The 19,367-nt window shown below is 70.3% G+C and carries 18 protein-coding genes; 16 read left to right on the forward strand and 2 right to left on the reverse strand.

Annotated features, from left to right (window positions below; translation table 11 throughout):
* The first annotated feature begins 8 nt into the window (after window positions 1–8).
* From pdxS to ACSU6L_RS31020, 11 genes are all read left to right on the forward strand, one after another.
* The gene (gene pdxS, locus ACSU6L_RS30970) at window positions 9–920 is read left to right on the forward strand and encodes a pyridoxal 5'-phosphate synthase lyase subunit PdxS (RefSeq protein ID WP_073941942.1); all 912 of its coding nucleotides are present in this window, start codon (window positions 9–11) and stop codon (window positions 918–920) included.
* Window positions 921–927: 7 nt separating this feature from the next.
* On the forward strand, window positions 928–1,539 hold the full coding sequence (gene pdxT / locus ACSU6L_RS30975) for a pyridoxal 5'-phosphate synthase glutaminase subunit PdxT (RefSeq protein ID WP_437062115.1): 612 nt from the start codon (window positions 928–930) through the stop codon (window positions 1,537–1,539).
* Window positions 1,540–1,587: 48 nt separating this feature from the next.
* On the forward strand, window positions 1,588–2,340 hold the full coding sequence (locus ACSU6L_RS30980; protein WP_437062117.1) for a YebC/PmpR family DNA-binding transcriptional regulator: 753 nt from the start codon (window positions 1,588–1,590) through the stop codon (window positions 2,338–2,340).
* A gap of 135 nt (window positions 2,341–2,475) precedes the next feature.
* Window positions 2,476–3,015 carry a crossover junction endodeoxyribonuclease RuvC gene (ruvC, locus tag ACSU6L_RS30985; RefSeq protein WP_073941939.1) on the forward strand — a complete coding sequence of 180 codons (540 nt, stop codon included), beginning with the start codon at window positions 2,476–2,478 and terminating at the stop codon, window positions 3,013–3,015.
* Entirely contained in the window at window positions 3,012–3,617 is a 606-nt protein-coding gene (gene ruvA / locus ACSU6L_RS30990) for a Holliday junction branch migration protein RuvA (protein ID WP_073941938.1), read from the forward strand. Before ruvC ends, ruvA begins: the two co-directional genes overlap by 4 nt.
* 115 nt (window positions 3,618–3,732) lie before the next feature.
* Window positions 3,733–4,803, forward strand: coding sequence for a Holliday junction branch migration DNA helicase RuvB (ruvB, locus tag ACSU6L_RS30995; protein WP_365517482.1), 1,071 nt, complete (start codon window positions 3,733–3,735; stop codon window positions 4,801–4,803).
* 163 nt (window positions 4,804–4,966) lie between these two features.
* A complete protein-coding gene (gene yajC, locus ACSU6L_RS31000) occupies window positions 4,967–5,446 on the forward strand; it encodes a preprotein translocase subunit YajC (RefSeq protein WP_073941936.1) in 480 nt (159 codons plus the stop codon).
* Window positions 5,447–5,578: 132 nt separating this feature from the next.
* A complete protein-coding gene (gene secD / locus ACSU6L_RS31005; RefSeq protein WP_437062120.1) occupies window positions 5,579–7,348 on the forward strand; it encodes a protein translocase subunit SecD in 1,770 nt (589 codons plus the stop codon).
* Between the two features lies 1 nt (window position 7,349).
* On the forward strand, window positions 7,350–8,453 hold the full coding sequence (gene secF / locus ACSU6L_RS31010) for a protein translocase subunit SecF (protein ID WP_437062122.1): 1,104 nt from the start codon (window positions 7,350–7,352) through the stop codon (window positions 8,451–8,453).
* Window positions 8,450–8,989, forward strand: a complete 540-nt coding sequence (locus ACSU6L_RS31015; protein ID WP_437062124.1) for an adenine phosphoribosyltransferase — start codon at window positions 8,450–8,452, stop codon at window positions 8,987–8,989. Before secF ends, ACSU6L_RS31015 begins: the two co-directional genes overlap by 4 nt.
* Before the next feature lie 175 nt (window positions 8,990–9,164).
* Window positions 9,165–11,738 (forward strand): RelA/SpoT family protein, encoded by a 2,574-nt coding sequence (locus ACSU6L_RS31020; protein ID WP_437062126.1) that lies wholly within the window; start codon window positions 9,165–9,167, stop codon window positions 11,736–11,738.
* A gap of 92 nt (window positions 11,739–11,830) precedes the next feature.
* Here ACSU6L_RS31020 and ACSU6L_RS31025 read toward each other — a convergent pair whose 3' ends face one another.
* Together ACSU6L_RS31025 and ACSU6L_RS31030 are read right to left on the reverse strand one after the other, a co-directional pair.
* Window positions 11,831–13,060 carry a DUF349 domain-containing protein gene (locus ACSU6L_RS31025; protein ID WP_437062128.1) on the reverse strand — a complete coding sequence of 410 codons (1,230 nt, stop codon included), beginning with the start codon at window positions 13,058–13,060 and terminating at the stop codon, window positions 11,831–11,833.
* Between the two features lie 134 nt (window positions 13,061–13,194).
* On the reverse strand, window positions 13,195–14,013 hold the full coding sequence (locus ACSU6L_RS31030) for a peptidylprolyl isomerase (protein ID WP_437062130.1): 819 nt from the start codon (window positions 14,011–14,013) through the stop codon (window positions 13,195–13,197).
* A gap of 170 nt (window positions 14,014–14,183) precedes the next feature.
* On the opposite strand from ACSU6L_RS31030, the gene ACSU6L_RS31035 reads away from it, so the two are divergent.
* From ACSU6L_RS31035 to rpsD, 5 genes are all read left to right on the forward strand, one after another.
* Window positions 14,184–14,891, forward strand: coding sequence for an MBL fold metallo-hydrolase (locus tag ACSU6L_RS31035; protein ID WP_073941929.1), 708 nt, complete (start codon window positions 14,184–14,186; stop codon window positions 14,889–14,891).
* Window positions 14,892–14,904: 13 nt separating this feature from the next.
* Window positions 14,905–16,167: a histidine--tRNA ligase gene (gene hisS, locus ACSU6L_RS31040; RefSeq protein ID WP_437062132.1), complete on the forward strand. Its 1,263-nt coding sequence runs from the start codon at window positions 14,905–14,907 to the stop codon at window positions 16,165–16,167.
* Between the two features lie 205 nt (window positions 16,168–16,372).
* Window positions 16,373–17,035: a vitamin K epoxide reductase family protein gene (locus tag ACSU6L_RS31045; RefSeq protein WP_437062134.1), complete on the forward strand. Its 663-nt coding sequence runs from the start codon at window positions 16,373–16,375 to the stop codon at window positions 17,033–17,035.
* A gap of 46 nt (window positions 17,036–17,081) precedes the next feature.
* Window positions 17,082–18,437, forward strand: coding sequence for a replication-associated recombination protein A (locus tag ACSU6L_RS31050; RefSeq protein ID WP_437062136.1), 1,356 nt, complete (start codon window positions 17,082–17,084; stop codon window positions 18,435–18,437).
* Between the two features lie 302 nt (window positions 18,438–18,739).
* Window positions 18,740–19,354: a 30S ribosomal protein S4 gene (rpsD, locus tag ACSU6L_RS31055; RefSeq protein ID WP_073941925.1), complete on the forward strand. Its 615-nt coding sequence runs from the start codon at window positions 18,740–18,742 to the stop codon at window positions 19,352–19,354.
* Window positions 19,355–19,367 lie beyond the last annotated feature (13 nt).

Raw genomic sequence — 19,367 nt, forward strand, 5'->3', positions numbered from 1 at the left:
GTCAACCCGTGTCCACCCTCCCCAACTCCGCCCAGGCCCCCGAGACCGGCACCGCGCGCGTCAAGCGCGGCATGGCCGAGCAGCTCAAGGGCGGCGTGATCATGGACGTCGTCACGCCGGAGCAGGCGAAGATCGCCGAGGACGCGGGCGCCGTCGCCGTCATGGCTCTGGAGCGCGTCCCGGCCGACATCCGCAAGGACGGCGGCGTGGCCCGCATGTCCGACCCGGACATGATCGAGGGCATCATCGACGCCGTCTCCATCCCGGTGATGGCCAAGTCCCGCATCGGCCACTTCGTCGAGGCCCAGGTCCTGCAGTCCCTCGGCGTCGACTACATCGACGAGTCCGAGGTCCTCACCCCGGCCGACGAGGTCAACCACTCCGACAAGTGGGCGTTCACCACCCCCTTCGTCTGTGGTGCCACCAACCTGGGCGAGGCCCTGCGCCGCATCGCCGAGGGCGCCGCGATGATCCGCTCCAAGGGCGAGGCCGGCACCGGCAACGTCGTCGAGGCCGTCCGCCACCTGCGCCAGATCAAGAACGAGATCGCCAAGCTGCGCGGCTTCGACAACCACGAGCTGTACGCCGCCGCCAAGGAGCTGCGCGCCCCGTACGAGCTGGTCAAGGAGGTCGCCGAGCTGGGCAAGCTCCCGGTCGTGCTGTTCTCCGCCGGTGGCGTGGCCACCCCGGCCGACGCCGCCCTGATGCGTCAGCTGGGCGCCGAGGGCGTCTTCGTCGGCTCCGGCATCTTCAAGTCCGGCGACCCGGCCAAGCGTGCCGCCGCCATCGTGAAGGCCACCACCTTCTACGACGACCCGAAGATCATCGCCGACGCCTCCCGCAACCTCGGCGAGGCCATGGTCGGCATCAACTGCGACACCCTCCCCGAGACCGAGCGCTACGCCAACCGCGGCTGGTAATCACCCGATGAGCAACCAAGCCCCTGTCATTGGCGTCCTGGCCCTCCAGGGCGACGTACGGGAGCACCTGATCGCCCTGGCCGCGGCCGACGCCGTGGCCAGGCCGGTCCGGCGCCCCGAGGAACTCGCCGAGGTCGACGGCCTCGTCCTCCCCGGCGGCGAGTCCACCACCATCTCCAAGCTGGCCGTCCTCTTCGGCGTGATGGAACCCCTCCGCGCGCGCGTGCGGGCCGGCATGCCGGTCTACGGCACCTGCGCGGGCATGATCATGCTCGCCGACAAGATCCTCGACCCGCGCTCGGGCCAGGAGACCATCGGCGGCATCGACATGATCGTCCGGCGCAACGCCTTCGGACGCCAGAACGAGTCCTTCGAGGCGGCCGTCGACATCAAGGGCGTCGAGGGCGACCCCGTGGAGGGCGTGTTCATCCGCGCCCCCTGGGTGGAGTCCGTCGGAGCCGCGGCCGAGGTGCTGGCCGAGCACGACGGGCACATCGTGGCGGTCCGCCAGGGCAGCGCGCTCGCCACGTCGTTCCACCCGGAACTGACCGGCGACCACCGTGTGCACTCCCTCTTCGTCGACATGGTGCGCGCGAATCGGGAAGCCGAGTCCTTGTAGGATTCCTGGCGTTCGTATCTGGATGGGTTACGCGAAGGAGACAGGCAGATGTCCGGCCACTCTAAATGGGCCACGACGAAGCACAAGAAGGCCGTGATCGACGCCAAGCGCGGCAAGCTCTTCGCGAAGCTGATCAAGAACATCGAGGTGGCCGCACGCATGGGCGGCGTCGACCTCGACGGCAACCCGACGCTCTACGACGCCGTGCAGAAGGCGAAGAAGAGCTCGGTCCCGAACAAGAACATCGACTCGGCGATCAAGCGCGGCGGTGGCCTGGAGGCCGGCGGCGCCGACTACGAGACGATCATGTACGAGGGCTACGGCCCGAACGGCGTCGCGGTCCTCATCGAGTGTCTGACCGACAACCGCAACCGCGCCGCCTCCGAGGTCCGCGTCGCCATGACCCGCAACGGCGGCTCCATGGCCGACCCGGGCTCGGTGTCGTACCTGTTCAACCGCAAGGGCGTCATCATCGTCCCCAAGGGCGAGCTGTCCGAGGACGACGTCCTCGCGGCCGTCCTGGACGCCGGCGCCGAGGAGGTCAACGACCTCGGCGAGAACTTCGAGGTCATCAGCGAGGCCACCGACCTGGTCGCGGTCCGCTCCGCCCTCCAGGACGCCGGCATCGACTACGACTCCGCCGAGGCCAACTTCGTCCCGACCATGCAGGTCGAGCTGGACGAGGAGGGCGCCAAGAAGATCTTCAAGCTGATCGACGCGCTCGAGGACAGCGACGACGTCCAGAACGTCTTCGCCAACTTCGACGTCAGCGACGAGGTCATGGAGAAGGTCGACGCCTGAGGCGGAGCCTGACGCCGCAGCGAGCACGGCGAGCCGAACGGGCCGACGGGACACACCCCGTCGGCCCGTCGCTATGTGCGGCGTTGTCAGTGCCACCCGATAGCCTGCACGAACAGGCGATTGAAGGAGGGGCGGGTGCGCGTACTGGGGGTGGACCCGGGACTGACCCGGTGCGGTGTCGGAGTCGTGGAGGGCGTGCCCGGCAGACCGCTCACCATGCTCGGCGTCGGGGTCGTCCGCACACCGGTCGACGCCCAGCTCGGCGACCGCCTCGTCGCCGTCGAGCAGGGCATCGAGCAGTGGCTCGACGAGCACCGGCCGGAGTACGTGGCGGTGGAGCGGGTCTTCAGCCAGCACAACGTGCGTACGGTGATGGGCACCGCCCAGGCCAGCGCCGTCGCCATGCTGTGCGCCGCCCGCCGCGGCATCCCGGTCGCCCTGCACACCCCCAGCGAGGTCAAGGCCGCCGTCACCGGATCGGGCCGCGCGGACAAGGCCCAGGTCGGCGCCATGGTCACCCGCCTGCTGCGGCTGGCCGCGCCGCCCAAGCCCGCCGACGCGGCCGACGCCCTCGCGCTCGCCATCTGCCACATCTGGCGCGCCCCCGCCCAGAACCGCCTCCAGCAGGCGGTCGCCCAGCACGCAGCACACGCAACGAAAGGCCGTACGACATGATCGCCTTCGTCAGCGGCACGGTCGCCGCCCTCGCCCCGGACGCCGCGGTGGTCGAGGTCGGCGGTGTCGGCATGGCCGTCCAGTGCACGCCGAACACCCTGTCCACGCTTCGCGTGGGCCAGCCGGCCAAGCTCGCCACCTCCCTGGTCGTGCGTGAGGACTCCCTCACGCTGTACGGCTTCGCCGACGACGACGAGCGCCAGGTCTTCGAACTGCTGCAGACCGCCAGCGGCGTCGGCCCCCGCCTCGCCCAGGCCATGCTCGCCGTGCACAGCCCCGACGCCCTGCGCCGCGCGGTCTCCACCGGAGACGAGAAGGCGCTCACCGCCGTCCCCGGCATCGGCAAGAAGGGCGCCCAGAAGCTGCTGCTGGAGCTGAAGGACCGCCTCGGCGAGCCCATCGGCGCCCCCGCCGTCGGCGCCCCGGTCAGCTCCGGCTGGCGCGACCAGCTGCACGCCGCACTGATCGGCCTGGGCTACGCCACCCGCGAGGCCGACGAGGCCGTGGCCGCCGTGACCCCGCAGGCCGAGGCCGCGCAGGGCACCCCGCAGGTGGGCGCGCTGCTGAAGGCGGCTCTCCAGACCCTCAACAGAGCCCGCTGACGCCCGCGCCGCCCGCGGCGAGGCGCCCCGGCCCCTATTCGGCCGGAAACCACCCCCGCGAGCGGCGCCCCCTCCGCGCACGACCCATCCGACCGCGACCCCCGAGGCACACTCCATGAACTGGGACGACACGACCGACACCTCCGCCGAGGAGCGGCTCGTCGGTGCGTCCGCCGACCGCGAGGACCAGGCCGTCGAGGCCGCGCTGCGCCCGAAGGACCTGGGCGAGTTCATCGGCCAGGAGAAGGTCCGCGAGCAGCTGGACCTGGTCCTGCGGGCCGCCCGCGCGCGCGGCGCCACCGCCGACCACGTGCTGCTGTCCGGCGCCCCCGGCCTCGGCAAGACCACCCTCTCGATGATCATCGCGGCCGAGATGGGCGCCCCCATCCGCATCACCTCGGGCCCCGCCATCCAGCACGCCGGCGACCTCGCGGCGATCCTCTCCTCCCTCCAGGAGGGCGAGGTGCTGTTCCTCGACGAGATCCACCGCATGTCCCGGCCCGCCGAGGAGATGCTGTACATGGCGATGGAGGATTTCCGCGTCGACGTGATCGTCGGCAAGGGCCCCGGCGCCACCGCCATCCCCCTCGAACTGCCCCCGTTCACCCTGGTGGGCGCCACCACCCGGGCGGGTCTGCTGCCGCCCCCGCTGCGCGACCGCTTCGGGTTCACGGCACACATGGAGTTCTACGAGCCCGCCGAGCTGCAGCGTGTCGTCCACCGCTCCGCGAACCTGCTGGACGTCGAGATAGACGCGGACGGGGCCGCCGAGATCGCCGGCCGCTCCCGTGGCACGCCCCGCATCGCCAACCGCCTGCTGCGCCGGGTCCGGGACTACGCCCAGGTCAAGGCCGACGGCGTCATCACCAGGGAGATCGCGGCGGCGGCCCTGTCGGTGTACGAGGTCGACGCCCGTGGCCTGGACCGGCTCGACCGCGCGGTGCTGGAGGCCCTGCTGAAGCTGTTCGGCGGCGGTCCGGTCGGTCTGTCGACGCTCGCCGTCGCGGTGGGGGAGGAGCGGGAGACCGTCGAGGAGGTCGCCGAACCCTTCCTGGTCCGGGAGGGCCTGCTGGCCCGCACACCCCGTGGTCGCGTCGCCACTCCCGCCGCATGGGCGCATCTCGGCCTCACCCCGCCCCGCGCGCAGGGCGGGGGAAACGGACAACAGGACCTGTTCGGGGCGTGACGGCGAGGGATTCGCCGGACCAGGAACCCCGGTGCCATGCTGAGCGTTGTTCCATGCGCGCGGACTCGCTTAGACTCCGCCGATGCCGCTCTAGTCGGCGGCACACATACCCCCAACCATCAGGCCGCTCACCATCGCGGTCGTGTGAAGGAAGTACCGACCCGTGAGTCTCGTGACCCTCCTCCCGTTCATCGTGCTCATCGGGGCCATGATCCTGATGACTCGGTCGGCCAAGAAGAAGCAGCAGCAGGCCATCGACATGCGGAACCAGATGCAGCCCGGTTCCGGTGTCCGCACGATCGGGGGCATGTACGCGACGGTCAAGGAGGTCAGTGAGGACACGGTCCTCCTCGACGCCGGGCCGGGCGTCGAGCTGCTCTTCGCCAAGAACGCGATCGGTGCCGTCCTGTCCGACGACGAGTACAACCGCATCGTCCACGGCATCGAGCACGACCTGAAGTCCGACTCGGACCTCGTCCCGGACGACGCCTCCGCCCTCACCGGGACCGACGGCGACTCCGACGCTGCCGCCGCCTCCGACGACAAGGCCGTCGACCTCGGCAAGAAGGACGCGGAGCCCTCCGACGACACCACCGCGGACGAGGCGCCGAAGAAGACCGACGGCGACGCCGACGCGAAGTAGTGATGTCCCGGGGCGCGCGAGAGGCCCTCGCGTGCCCCGGGACATGCGCATCCCGCGCGGGATCCCGACACCATGTCATGGCCGCCCGCACGCCCACCCGGCGCGTGGCGGCCCGAGAGGGAGTACGAGAAGGTGGCAGCACCTAAAAGGGGCCGGAACGCGAGCGCCCAGAGCAAGCCGGGGCGCTCGCTGGCCCTGATCCTGATCGCCATCGTGGCGCTCACCGGCGGCATGTTCGTCTCCGGTCACACCACTCCGCGGCTCGGCATCGACCTGGCCGGCGGCACGAGCATCACGCTCCGCGCCGTCCCGGAGGACGGCAACGAGGCAGCGATCAACAAGACCAACATGGACACCGCGGTCTCCATCATGGAGCGCCGCGTCAATGGTCTTGGCGTCTCGGAGTCGGAAGTCCAGACGCAGGGTAACCGCAACATCATCGTCAACATCCCCAGGGGCACCAACTCCGAGCAGGCCCGGGACCAGGTCGGCACCACCGCCAAGCTCTACTTCCGCCCCGTGCTCGCCGCCGAGCCCACGGGCGCCGCCGCCGCGAGCCCCTCGCCCAGCGCCTCCTCGAGCGCCTCCGGGAAGCCCGCCGACGACGACAAGGCGAGCCCGTCCGCCTCCGCCTCCGCCGGCGCGTCCGAGAGCGCGACGGCCCCTTCCGCTTCCGCCACCACCCAGGGCCGCGCCGTCACGGACGCCCTGAAGGCCAGCCCCAGCCCGTCCGGCAGCGCCTCCGGCTCCCCGTCGGCCGACGCCTCCCCGTCGGCGAGCGCCGGCACCGGCAAGGACGGCGACGCCCAGGCCAAGTACGCCGCGCTCGACTGCAGCACGGAGAAGGCCCGCAACGAGGCCGGTGACGGCTTCAAGCCCGAGGACACCACCGTCGGCTGCGGCGAGATCAACGGCGTCTGGTACAAGTACCTGCTCGGCCCGGCCGCCGTCGACGGCACCGAGGTCAAGAAGGCCCAGGCCGTCTACGACACCCAGAGCGGCGCCGGCTGGAAGGTCCAGATGGACTTCACCGACAGCGGCCGCAAGAAGTTCGCCGACATCACCGGCAAGCTGGCGCAGAACGCCGACCCGCAGAACCAGTTCGGCATTGTGCTGGACGGCGAGGTCGTCTCCAGCCCGTACGTCAGCCAGGCCATCACCGGCGGCAACGCCGAGATCTCCGGCAACTTCCAGCAGCAGGAGGCCCAGGGCCTCGCCAACATGCTCTCGTACGGCGCCCTGCCGCTGACCTTCAAGGAGGACAGCGTCACCACGGTGACCGCCGCGCTCGGCGGCGAGCAGCTGCAGGCCGGCCTCATCGCGGGCGCCATCGGCCTCGCCCTCGTCGTGCTCTACCTGGTGGTCTACTACCGCGGTCTGTCGCTCATCGCGATCGCCTCGCTGCTGGTCTCCGCCGCCCTCACCTACGTGATCATGGCCCTGCTCGGCCCGGCCATCGGCTTCGCGCTGAACCTGCCGGCCGTCTGCGGCGCCATCGTCGCCATCGGCATCACGGCGGACTCGTTCATCGTCTACTTCGAACGGGTCCGGGACGAGATCCGCGAGGGCCGCTCGCTGCGCCCCGCGGTGGAGCGGGGCTGGCCGCGCGCCCGGCGCACCATCCTGGTCTCCGACTTCGTCTCCTTCCTCGCCGCCGCGGTGCTCTTCCTCGTCACCATCGGCAAGGTCCAGGGCTTCGCGTTCACGCTCGGTCTGACGACCGTCCTCGACGTCGTGGTCGTGTTCCTCTTCACCAAGCCGCTGCTGACGCTGCTGGCCCGCCGCAAGTTCTTCGCCAGCGGACATCCCTGGTCCGGCCTCGACCCGAAGCGTCTGGGTGCCCGGCCGCCGCTGCGCCGTACCCGCCGTCCCGCCGCCCCCGTCGACCCGAAGGAGGCGTGAGATGTCGAAGCTCGGCAACCTCGGCGCCCGACTGCACCGTGGCGAGGTCAGCTACGACTTCGTCGGCAACCGCAAGATCTGGTACGGCATCTCGATACTGATCACCATCACGGCCATCGTCGGCCTGGCGGTGCGCGGCCTCAACATGGGCATCGAGTTCCAGGGCGGTGCCGTCTTCACCACCCCGAAGACCTCCGTCTCCGTCTCCCAGGCCGAGGATTACGCGGAAGAGGCCTCCGGCCACGACGCCATCGTCCAGGAGCTCGGCAACGGCAGCCTGCGCATCCAGGTCGCCGGTATCGACACCGACCAGTCCGACCGGATCAAGGACCGGCTGGCCGAGGACATGAAGGTCGACGGCGAGAAGATCAACGCCGAGCTGGTCGGCCCCAGCTGGGGTGACCAGATCGCCAACAAGGCCTGGCAGGGCCTCGGCATCTTCCTCGTCCTCGTGGTGATCTACCTGGCGATCGCCTTCGAGTGGCGCATGGCGGTCGCCGCGTTCGTCGCCCTGATCCACGACATCACCATCACGGTCGGCATCTACGCCCTCGTCGGCTTCGAGGTCACGCCGGGCACGGTGATCGGTCTGCTGACCATCCTCGGTTACTCGCTCTACGACACGGTCGTCGTCTTCGACAGCCTCAAGGAGCAGACGAAGGACATCACCAAGCAGAGCCGCTGGACCTACAGCGACATCGCCAACCGGTCCATCAACAGCACCCTGGTCCGCTCGGTCAACACCACGGTCGTCGCGCTGCTGCCGGTGGCGGGCCTGCTGTTCATCGGTGGCGGTGTCCTCGGCGCCGGCATGCTGAACGACATCTCGCTGTCGCTGTTCGTCGGCCTCGCGGCCGGCGCGTACTCCTCGATCTTCATCGCCACGCCGCTCGTCGCCGACCTCAAGGAGCTCGAGCCGCAGATGAAGTCCCTGCGCAAGCGCGTCCTGGCCAAGCGGGCGCAGGGCGGCGACCAGGGTGAGCCGCAGACCGGGGAGAGGAGCGACGAGGCGTACGCCGACGCCGCCGCCGCGGTCGTCGGCCCGCGCGACGAGCCCGCCTCCCGCGCCCGGGGCCGCGGCCGACCCTCCGGGAAGCGCCGATGACCGACATCAAGGAGCTGCTGCTCAGCCGCATCCGCGACGTCGCCGACTACCCGGAGCCCGGGGTGATGTTCAAGGACATCACCCCGCTCCTCGCGGACCCCGCGGCCTTCACCGCGCTCACCGACGCGCTCGCCGAGATCGTGGAGCGCACCGGCGCCACCAAGATCGTCGGCCTGGAGGCCCGCGGCTTCATCCTCGGAGCCCCGGTCGCCGTCCGCGCGGGCGTCGGCTTCATCCCGGTCCGCAAGGCCGGAAAGCTCCCCGGAGCCACCCTGCGCCAGTCCTACGACCTGGAGTACGGCTCGGCGGAGATCGAGGTGCACGCCGAGGACCTGACCGGGGACGACCGAGTCCTGGTCATCGACGACGTGCTCGCCACCGGCGGCACCGCGGAGGCGTCCCTCCAGCTGATCCGCCGCGCGGGCGCCCAGGTCGCGGGCGTCGCGGTGCTGATGGAGCTGGCCTTCCTCGACGGCCGCAGCCGCCTGGCACCGGCTCTCGACGGCGCCCCGCTGGAGGCGCTGCTCGTCGTCTGAGCCATCGCGTCACCGCATGGGTGGGGCGGGCCCGGAGGAATCCGGCGCCCGCCCCATGCGTTTCCCCAGTGGACGGCCCTCACATCGGCCTGAAGGCGATCCCGGAGCCCAGGATCGCTACCATGGGGTTTCCGGAGCCTGACCGGGGGACCCGGATCGCGCACGAGGAGCCCTCTTGCCAGACGAGGCCCAGCACCTGACCGCCGCAAAGCCCGAGCAAGGCTCGGAGCCCGCGGCCAAGCCCGCGCCCCACGCGAAGGACGACAGCCGCGGGACGGCTCAGCACGCCCAGTCCGCGCCCGTCGCCAAGGCCGCCGAGCAGGCGCGCCCCAAGCCGGCTCCTCCCGAGCGCGCCCAAGGGCCTTCGGCAAGCTCCGGTCCGGGCGGGACCCCGGTCGCGCCGACGCCCCCGATCCGCCCGGCCTCGCCGCCCCAGCCCGCGCGCACGGGTTCCTCCAACCGCGTCCGCGCCCGCCTCGCCCGCCTCGGCGTACAGCGCGCGAACCCGTACAACCCGGTCCTGGAGCCGCTGCTGCGGATAGTCCGGAGCAACGACCCCAAGATCGAGACGGCCACGCTCCGCCAGATCGAGCGCGCCTACCAGGTCGCCGAGCGCTGGCACCGCGGCCAGAAGCGCAAGAGCGGCGACCCTTACATCACACACCCGCTCGCCGTCACCACCATCCTCGCCGAGCTGGGCATGGATCCGGCCACCCTGATGGCGGGCCTGCTGCACGACACCGTCGAGGACACCGAGTACGGCCTGGAGGACCTGCGCCGCGACTTCGGCGACGTGGTCGCCCTGCTCGTCGACGGCGTCACCAAGCTGGACAAGGTCAAGTTCGGCGAGGCCGCCCAGGCCGAGACCGTGCGCAAGATGGTCGTCGCCATGGCCAAGGACCCGCGCGTCCTGGTCATCAAGCTCGCCGACCGCCTGCACAACATGCGCACCATGCGCTACCTCAAGCGCGAGAAGCAGGAGAAGAAGGCGCGCGAGACCCTGGAGATCTACGCGCCGCTCGCCCACCGCCTGGGCATGAACACCATCAAGTGGGAGCTGGAGGACCTCGCCTTCGCGATCCTCTACCCCAAGATGTACGACGAGATCGTCCGGCTGGTGGCCGAGAGGGCACCGAAGCGTGACGAGTATCTGGCCATAGTGACCGACGAGGTCCAGCAGGACCTGCGCGCCGCCCGCATCAAGGCGACGGTCACCGGCCGCCCGAAGCACTACTACAGCGTCTACCAGAAGATGATCGTCCGCGGCCGGGACTTCGCGGAGATCTACGACCTGGTGGGCATCCGCGTCCTCGTGGACACCGTCCGCGACTGCTACGCGGCCCTCGGCACGGTGCACGCGCGATGGAACCCGGTCCCCGGCCGGTTCAAGGACTACATCGCGATGCCCAAGTTCAACATGTACCAGTCGCTGCACACGACGGTCATCGGCCCCAACGGCAAGCCCGTCGAGCTGCAGATCCGCACCTTCGACATGCACCGCCGCGCCGAGTACGGCATCGCCGCGCACTGGAAGTACAAGCAGGACGCGGTCGCCGGCGCCTCCAAGGTCCGCACCGACGTGCCCAAGGCGTCCGGCAAGGACAAGGACGCCATCAACGACATGGCGTGGCTGCGGCAGCTCCTCGACTGGCAGAAGGAGACCGAGGACCCCAGCGAGTTCCTGGAGTCGCTGCGCTTCGACCTGTCCCGCAACGAGGTCTTCGTCTTCACCCCCAAGGGCGACGTCATAGCGCTGCCCGCCGGGGCCACCCCCGTCGACTTCGCGTACGCCGTCCACACCGAGGTCGGCCACCGCACCATAGGAGCGCGGGTCAACGGCCGCCTCGTACCGCTGGAGTCCACCCTCGACAACGGCGATCTGGTGGAGGTCTTCACCTCAAAGGCGACCGGCGCGGGCCCCTCCCGCGACTGGCTCGGCTTCGTGAAGTCGCCGCGCGCCCGCAACAAGATCCGCGCCTGGTTCTCCAAGGAGCGTCGCGACGAGGCGATCGAGCAGGGCAAGGACGCCATCGTCCGCGCGATGCGCAAGCAGAACCTGCCGATCCAGCGCATCCTCACCGGCGACTCCCTGGTCACCCTCGCGCACGAGATGCGCTACCCGGACATCTCCGCGCTGTACGCGGCGATCGGCGAGGGCCATGTCTCCGCGCAGAACGTGGTGCAGAAGCTCGTCCAGGCCTTCGGCGGCGAGGAGGCGGCCACCGAGGAGATCGACGAGAGCGTGCCGCCGGCGCGCGGACGCGGCCGCAAGCGCCGTACCAGCGCCGACCCGGGCGTCGTCGTCAAGGGCGTCGAGGACGTGTGGGTCAAGCTGGCCCGCTGCTGTACCCCGGTGCCCGGCGACCCGATCATCGGCTTCGTCACGCGCGGTAGCGGCGTATCGGTTCACCGCAGCGACTGTGTGAACGTGGAGTCACTGTCCCGCGAGCCCGAGCGCATCCTGGACGTCGAGTGGGCGCCCACCCAGTCCTCGGTCTTCCTGGTCGCCATCCAGGTCGAGGCGCTGGACCGCTCCCGGCTGCTGTCGGACGTCACCCGCGTCCTGTCCGACCAGCACGTCAACATCCTCTCCGCGGCCGTCCAGACCTCCCGCGACCGCGTCGCGACCTCCCGCTTCACCTTCGAGATGGGCGACCCGAAGCATCTCGGCCACGTGCTGAAGGCGGTCCGGGGCGTCGAGGGCGTGTACGACGTGTACCGGGTGACGTCGGCACGCAGCCGGTCGTAACGCGTACGAGTCGACTGGCACACGAGTCGTAGCAGGGCATACGAAAGGGCGCCCGCACCGGGAAGGTGCGGGCGCCCTCTCGCGTGCGGTTCTCAGCCGCCGAACTCCTGCAGCCCCTTCAGTGCCTGGTCCAGCAGCGCCTGCCGCCCCTCCAGCTCACGCTCGAGCTTCTCGGCCTTGGCGTTGTTGCCCTGGGCGCGCGCCTGCTCGATCTGGCCCTTGAGCTTGTCCACGGCCGCCTGGAGCTGGCCGGTCAGACCCGCGGCACGCGCGCGTGCCTCCGGGTTGGTCCGGCGCCACTCGGCCTCCTCGGCCTCCTGGATGGCCCGCTCGACCGCGTGCATCCGGCCCTCGACCTTCGGCCGGGAGTCGCGCGGGACGTGGCCGATGGCCTCCCAGCGTTCGTTGATCGAGCGGAACGCGGCCCGCGCGGCCTTGAGATCCGTCACCGGGAGGATCTTCTCGGCCTCCTCGGCCAGCTCCTCCTTCAGCTTCAGGTTCTCGGCCTGCTCGGCGTCACGCTCGGCGAAGACCGAGCTGCGCGCGGCGAAGAAGACGTCCTGGGCGCCGCGGAAGCGGTTCCACAGGTCGTCCTCGTGTTCGCGCTGGGCACGGCCCGCGGCCTTCCACTCCGCCATCAGCTCGCGGTAGCGGGCGGACGTCGCACCCCAGTCGGTCGAGTCCGACAGCGCCTCGGCCTCGGCGACCAGCCGCTCCTTGGTCTTGCGGGCCTCCTCGCGCTGCGCGTCGAGCTGCGCGAAGTGCGCCTTGCGACGCTTGGAGAACGCCGAGCGGGCGTGCGAGAAGCGGTGCCACAGCTCGTCGTCCGACTTGCGGTCCAGCCGCGGCAGACCCTTCCAGGTGTCCACCAGCGCCCGCAGCCGCTCGCCGGCCGCCCGCCACTGGTCGGACTGCGCCAGCTCCTCCGCCTCCACGACCAGCGCTTCCTTGGCGTGACGGGCCTCGTCGGACTGCTTGGCCCGCTGCGCCTTGCGCTCCTCGCGGCGCTTCTCGACGGTCTGCACCAGCTTGTCCAGCCGGGTTCGCAGGGCGTCCAGGTCACCGACGGCGTGGTGCGCGTCGACCTGCTCGCGCAGATGGTCGATGGCGGCCTGGGCGTCCTTGGCCGACAGGTCCGTGGTCTGCACTCGCTTCTCGAGGAGGCCGATCTCGACAACCAGGCCCTCGTACTTGCGCTCGAAGTAGGCCAGCGCCTCCTCAGGGGAGCCGGCCTGCCAGGAACCGACGACCTGCTCGCCGTCGGCCGTACGCACGTACACGGTCCCCGTCTCGTCGACGCGGCCCCACGGGTCGCTGCTCACAGCGCCTCCTCCACATGATGCCTGCGGGGGGCCTCAGCTCCCCCGGGCATCGTCCACAGTTTCGTCACGGCCAACATAGGCGACCGGCGGGTTGCCTGTCCGCATCCCGCGCGACCGAAATTCGCAGTTGGCGGTCAGGATTTCGTGACGGTCGCCTTGTCGATCACGACCGTCGCGTTCGGGGCCCCGTCACCGGCGCCGGTGCTCTCACCCGCGGCGGCGATCTTCTTCAGAACCTTCATGCCCGATTCCGAAACGGTACCGAACGGCGTGTAGCTGGGCGGCAGCTGGCTGTCCTGGTAGACCAGGAAGAACTGGCTGCCCCCGCTGTTCTTCTGCCCGGTGTTCGCCATCGCGACCGTGCCCGCCGGGTAGACGTTGTCCTTGAGGCTCTCGTCCTTCAGGTTCTCGTCCGGAATGGTGTAGCCGGGACCGCCGCTGCCGCTGCCCGTCGGGTCGCCGCACTGGAGCACGTAGATGCCGTTGGTGGTGAGCCGGTGGCACTTGGTGTGGTCGAAGTAGCCCTTGCCGGCCAGGAACTCGAAGGAGTTCACGGTGTGCGGGGCCGCCGACGTCTTCAGCGCGACGTCTATGTCACCGCAGGTCGTCGCCAGCTTCATCGAGTACTTCGCCGACTTGTCGATGGTCATCGCCGGCTCCTTCTTCCAGCTCATCGACTCGACCTCGCCCTTGGCCGGCTTGTCGCACGGGTCCGGCGGCGTGCTCGGGGCCGTCGCGCTCGGGGTGACCTCCGCGCCCGCGTTCTCCTTGCCGTCGTCCTTGAGGACCCCGGTCGTGTACAGCGCGAGGCTGCCGACCAGGACCACGCCCAGAGCCGATGCGATCACCGCGTTGCGCACGCGGGCCTTGCGCCGCGCGTCGGTTCGCCGCTGCTGCTGCCGCAAGAACTTCTCCCGGGCGAGCTGACGCCGCCGCTGCTCCTGGCTGACCACCGGGTTTACTCCTCATGCGTCTCGTAAGTCGACGGGTGGTACGCGTGCGTCTGGTGAGCCGACCGCCTGCGTGTGCCCCGTACCGTATATGGGTTCGCTGAGGAAACGGCAGCGCCGGTAGGCTCTTACGGAAGCTGTAGCCGCCCGTATCGACACAACGAAGGACGATCGTGCTCATTGCCGGGTTCCCCGCCGGGGCCTGGGGGACCAACTGTTACCTGGTCGCCCCCGCCGCCGGTGAGGAGTGCGTGATCATCGACCCGGGCCACGAAGCGGCCCCAGGAGTCGAAGAGGCGCTGAAGAAGCATCGGCTCAAGCCCGTCGCCGTCGTCCTCACCCACGGCCACCTCGACCACGTGGCCTCGGTCGTCCCGGTGTGCGGCGCGCACGACGTACCGGCCTGGATCCACCCCGAGGACCGGTACATGATGAGCGACCCGGAGAAGGCCCTCGGCCGTTCCATCGGCACGCAGCTGATGGGCGAGCTGACCGTGGGGGAGCCGGACGACGTCAGGACGCTGACCGACGGCGCGAAGCTGGAGCTGGCCGGTCTGGAGCTCACCGTCGCGCACGCGCCCGGCCATACCAAGGGGTCGGTGACCTTCGGGCTGCCCGAGGCGGCGGACATCCCGCCGATCCTCTTCTCGGGCGACCTGCTGTTCGCCGGCTCCATCGGACGCACCGACCTGCCCGGCGGTGACATGGCCGAGATCCTCGACTCGCTCGCCCGCGTGTGCCTGCCGCTAGAGGACTCGACCGTGGTGCTGTCCGGCCACGGCCCCCAGACGACCATCGGCCGTGAGCGCGCCACCAACCCCTATCTGCGGCAGGTGGCCGCCGGCCAGGGAGCCGTCGAGGCTCCCCGACGAGGAATGTAGACGAGAGACTTTCGTGAGCACCTTCCAGGCCCCCAAGGGCACCTACGACCTGATCCCGCCGGACTCCGCGAAGTACCTGGCGGTGCGCGAGGCGATCGCCGCCCCGCTGCGCAACTCCGGCTACGGCTACATCGAGACGCCCGGCTTCGAGAGCGTCGAACTGTTCGCGCGCGGTGTCGGCGAGTCCACCGACATCGTCACCAAGGAGATGTACGCCTTCGAGACCAAGGGCGGCGACAAGCTGGCCCTGCGCCCCGAGGGCACCGCCTCCGTGCTGCGCGCGGCTCTGGAGGCCAACCTGCACAAGGCGGGCAACCTCCCGGTCAAGCTCTGGTACTCCGGCTCGTACTACCGCTACGAGCGCCCCCAGAAGGGCCGCTACAGGCACTTCTCCCAGGTCGGCGCCGAGGCGATCGGCGCCGAGGACCCCGCGCTGGACGCCGAGCTGATCATCCTGGCCGACCAGGCGTACCGCTCGCTCGGGCTGCGCGACTTCCGCATCCTGCTCAACAGCCTGGGCGACAAGGAGTGCCGTCCGGTGTACCGGGCCGCGCTCCAGGACTTCCTGCGCGGTCTCGACCTCGACGAGGACACCCTGCGCCGCGCGGAGATCAACCCGCTGCGCGTCCTCGACGACAAGCGCGAGTCGGTCCAGAAGCAGCTGACGAACGCGCCGCTGCTGCGCGACTACCTCTGCGACGCCTGCAAGACGTACCACGAGGAGGTCCGTGAGCTGATCACGGCCGCCGGTGTCGTCTTCGAGGACGACCCCAAGCTGGTCCGCGGCCTGGACTACTACACCCGTACGACCTTCGAGTTCGTCCACGACGGTCTGGGCTCCCAGTCCGCGGTGGGCGGCGGCGGCCGCTACGACGGCCTGTCCGAGATGATCGGCGGCCCCGCGCTGCCGTCCGTCGGCTGGGCCCTCGGCGTCGACCGCACCGTCCTCGCCCTGGAGGCGGAGGGCATCGAGCTCGACATCCCGGCCAGTACCAGCGTGTTCGCGGTGCCGCTCGGCGAGGAGGCCCGCCGGGTGCTGTTCGCCAAGGTCACCGACCTGCGCAAGGCGGGGATCGCGGCCGACTTCTCGTACGGCGGCAAGGGCCTCAAGGGCGCGATGAAGAACGCCAACCGCAGCGGCGCCCGCTACGCGATCGTGGCCGGTGAGCGGGACCTCGCCGAGGGCGTCGTCCAGCTCAAGGACATGGAGTCCGGCGAGCAGACCGCGATCGGCGTCAACGAGATCGTGGCCGAGCTGGAGGCACGGCTCGGCTGACGGCCTCGTCGGAGCGCCGTCCGAGCACTGCGAGAGCGCCGGGGACAAGGGAACCCCGGCGCTCTCGGCATGTCCGGATCCGAACGGTGGACGGCCTTCGGCCGTATGTCCTTATGCGCAGCGAACGGTGGCCACACAGGGGTGTGCGGCACAATGTCCGATGCCGGAAGCAGGTCCACCTCCCTCAAGTGACGGAATCGGCGTGATGAGCAAGACGACAGTCCAGGACGTCTCCACCGAGCCCGAGCCCCAGTCGCGGCGCACCGCCGACGAGCCGCGCACGGTGGGCGGCAGCCGGGCCTTCGCCCTGCTGCTGGTGATCACGGGCGCGGCGGGGCTGCTCGCCGCCTGGGTCATCACCCTCGACAAGTTCAAGATCCTGGAAGCCAAGGCCCGGGGCGAGACGTTCACGCCGAGCTGCAGCCTCAACCCGATCGTGTCCTGCGGCAGCGTCATGGAGAGCGAGCAGGCGTCCGTCTTCGGGTTCCCCAACCCGATGCTCGGCCTCGTCGCCTACGGCATCGTGATCTGCGTCGGCATGAGCCTGCTCGCCCGGGCCCGCTTCCCGCGCTGGTACTGGCTCACCTTCAACGCGGGCACGCTCTTCGGTGTCGGGTTCTGCACCTGGCTGATGATCCAGTCGCTGTACGAGATCAACGCGCTGTGCCTGTGGTGCTCGCTGGCCTGGGTCGCGACCATCGTCATGTTCTGGTACCTGACGTCCTTCAACGTCAGGAACGGCTTCCTGCCCGCCCCGGCCGGGCTCAAGAACTTCCTCGGCGAGTTCACCTGGGTGCTGCCGGTCACGCACGTCGGCATCATCGTCATGCTGATCATGACCCGCTGGGGCAGCCAGCTCTGGGCCTGACCCGGCGCCCGGGGGATTGTCGGTGCGGTGATTTAGGGTTTCCAGCGTGGAGCCCGACCTGTTCACCGCCGCCGCAGAAGAACGCCAGGAGAAGGACCCGACCGGCAGCCCCCTCGCCGTGCGGATGCGCCCGCGCACCCTCGACGAGGTGGTGGGCCAGCAGCACCTGCTCAAGCCCGGCTCGCCGCTGCGCCGGCTGGTCGGCGAGGGTTCCGGGGGACCGGCCGGACCGTCCTCGGTGATCCTCTGGGGCCCGCCCGGCACGGGCAAGACCACACTCGCGTACGTCGTCTCCAAGGCCACCAACAAGCGCTTCGTGGAGCTGTCCGCGATCACCGCCGGGGTCAAGGAGGTCCGCGCGGTCATCGACGGCGCCCGCCGCGCCACCGGCGGGTACGGCAAGGAGACCGTCCTCTTCCTCGACGAGATCCACCGCTTCAGCAAGGCCCAGCAGGACTCCCTCCTCCCGGCCGTCGAGAACCGCTGGGTGACCCTGATCGCGGCGACCACCGAGAACCCGTACTTCTCGGTGATCTCCCCGCTGCTGTCGCGCTCCCTGCTGCTCACCCTCGAACCCCTCACGGACGACGACGTCCGCGGGCTGCTCCGCCGGGCGCTGAGCGACGACCGCGGCCTCAAGGGCGCCGTCACCCTCCCCGAGGACACCGAGGAGCACCTGCTGCGCATCGCCGGCGGCGACGCCCGCCGCGCGCTGACCGCCCTGGAGGCCGCCGCCGGGGCCGCGCTCGACAAGGGCGAGCCGGAGATCGCCCTCACCACCCTGGAGGAGACGGTCGACCGCGCGGCGGTGAAGTACGACCGCGACGGCGACCAGCACTACGACGTGGCCAGCGCCCTCATCAAGTCCATCCGCGGCTCCGACGTCGACGCCGCCCTGCACTACCTGGCCCGCATGATCGAGGCGGGCGAGGACCCCAGGTTCATCGCCCGCCGCCTGATGATCTCCGCCAGCGAGGACATCGGCCTCGCCGATCCCAATGCCCTGCCGATCGCGGTCGCCGCCGCCCAGGCCGTCGCCATGATCGGCTTCCCCGAGGCCGCGCTCACCCTCAGCCACGCCACCATCGCCCTGGCCCTCGCCCCCAAGTCCAACGCGGCGACCACCGCGATCGGCGCCGCCCTGGACGACGTGCGCAAGGGACTGGCCGGGCCGGTGCCCGGGCATCTGCGCGACTCCCACTACAAGGGCGCCGCCAAGCTCGGCCACGGGCAGGGGTACGTCTATCCGCACGACCTGCCCGAGGGCATCGCCGCCCAGCAGTACGCGCCGGACGCCCTGAAGGACCGCGAGTACTACACCCCGAGCCGGCACGGCGCGGAGGCGCGGTACGCGGACGCCGTGGAGTGGACCAGGAAGCACCTCGGTCGCAGGCGGTCCTGAGCACCCTGTAGGATTCGTTGAAGCGCTGCGTCCTGTGCAGTCAGAACGGGACAGTCAGCCGGAGAACCGATCCCCAGCGGATCGGCTCCAGGAGCGTCGCGCACCGTCGAACGGTGTCGCGGGCAGCCCACCACCACCCGGAATCCCGGAATCGGTCGGTGGGCCACTCGCGTGCTGCACGTATGTGCCCAGACCAGGGGAGCGGCTGCCCGGCAGGTCCCATGCGGACCCGGCGGGATTCCCCGGCTGCGGATGCGACCTCCCTCAACTCTGACAAGCCGAACACCAGAAATGAGAGACAAGTGGCGAACCAGTCCCGCCCCAAGGTCAAGAAGTCGCGTGCCCTCGGCATCGCGCTGACCCCGAAGGCCGTCAAGTACTTCGAGGCCCGTCCCTACCCGCCGGGTGAGCACGGCCGCGGCCGCAAGCAGAACTCGGACTACAAGGTCCGTCTGCTGGAGAAGCAGCGTCTGCGCGCGCAGTACGACATCTCCGAGCGTCAGCTGGTCCGCGCCTACGAGCGTGCCTCCAAGGTGCAGGGCAAGACCGGTGAGGCCCTGATCGTCGAGCTCGAGCGCCGTCTCGACGCCCTGGTCCTGCGTTCGGGCATCGCCCGCACGATCTACCAGGCCCGCCAGATGGTCGTGCACGGCCACATCGAGGTCAACGGCCAGAAGGTCGACAAGCCGTCGTTCCGTGTCCGTCCGGACGACGTCGTGCAGGTTCGCGAGCGCAGCCGTGAGAAGACGCTGTTCTCGATCGCCCGTGAGGGTGGCTTCGCCCCCGACGGCGAGACCCCGCGCTACCTCCAGGTGAACCTCCGCGCCCTGGCGTTCCGCCTGGACCGTGAGCCGAACCGCAAGGAGATCCCGGTGATCTGCGACGAGCAGCTCGTCGTCGAGTACTACGCCCGTTGATCCGGGTGTAGCA

It is taken from the genome of Streptomyces sp. enrichment culture, from assembly GCF_964272855.1.
In the GTDB taxonomy this organism is placed as follows: Bacteria; Actinomycetota; Actinomycetes; order Streptomycetales; family Streptomycetaceae; genus Streptomyces.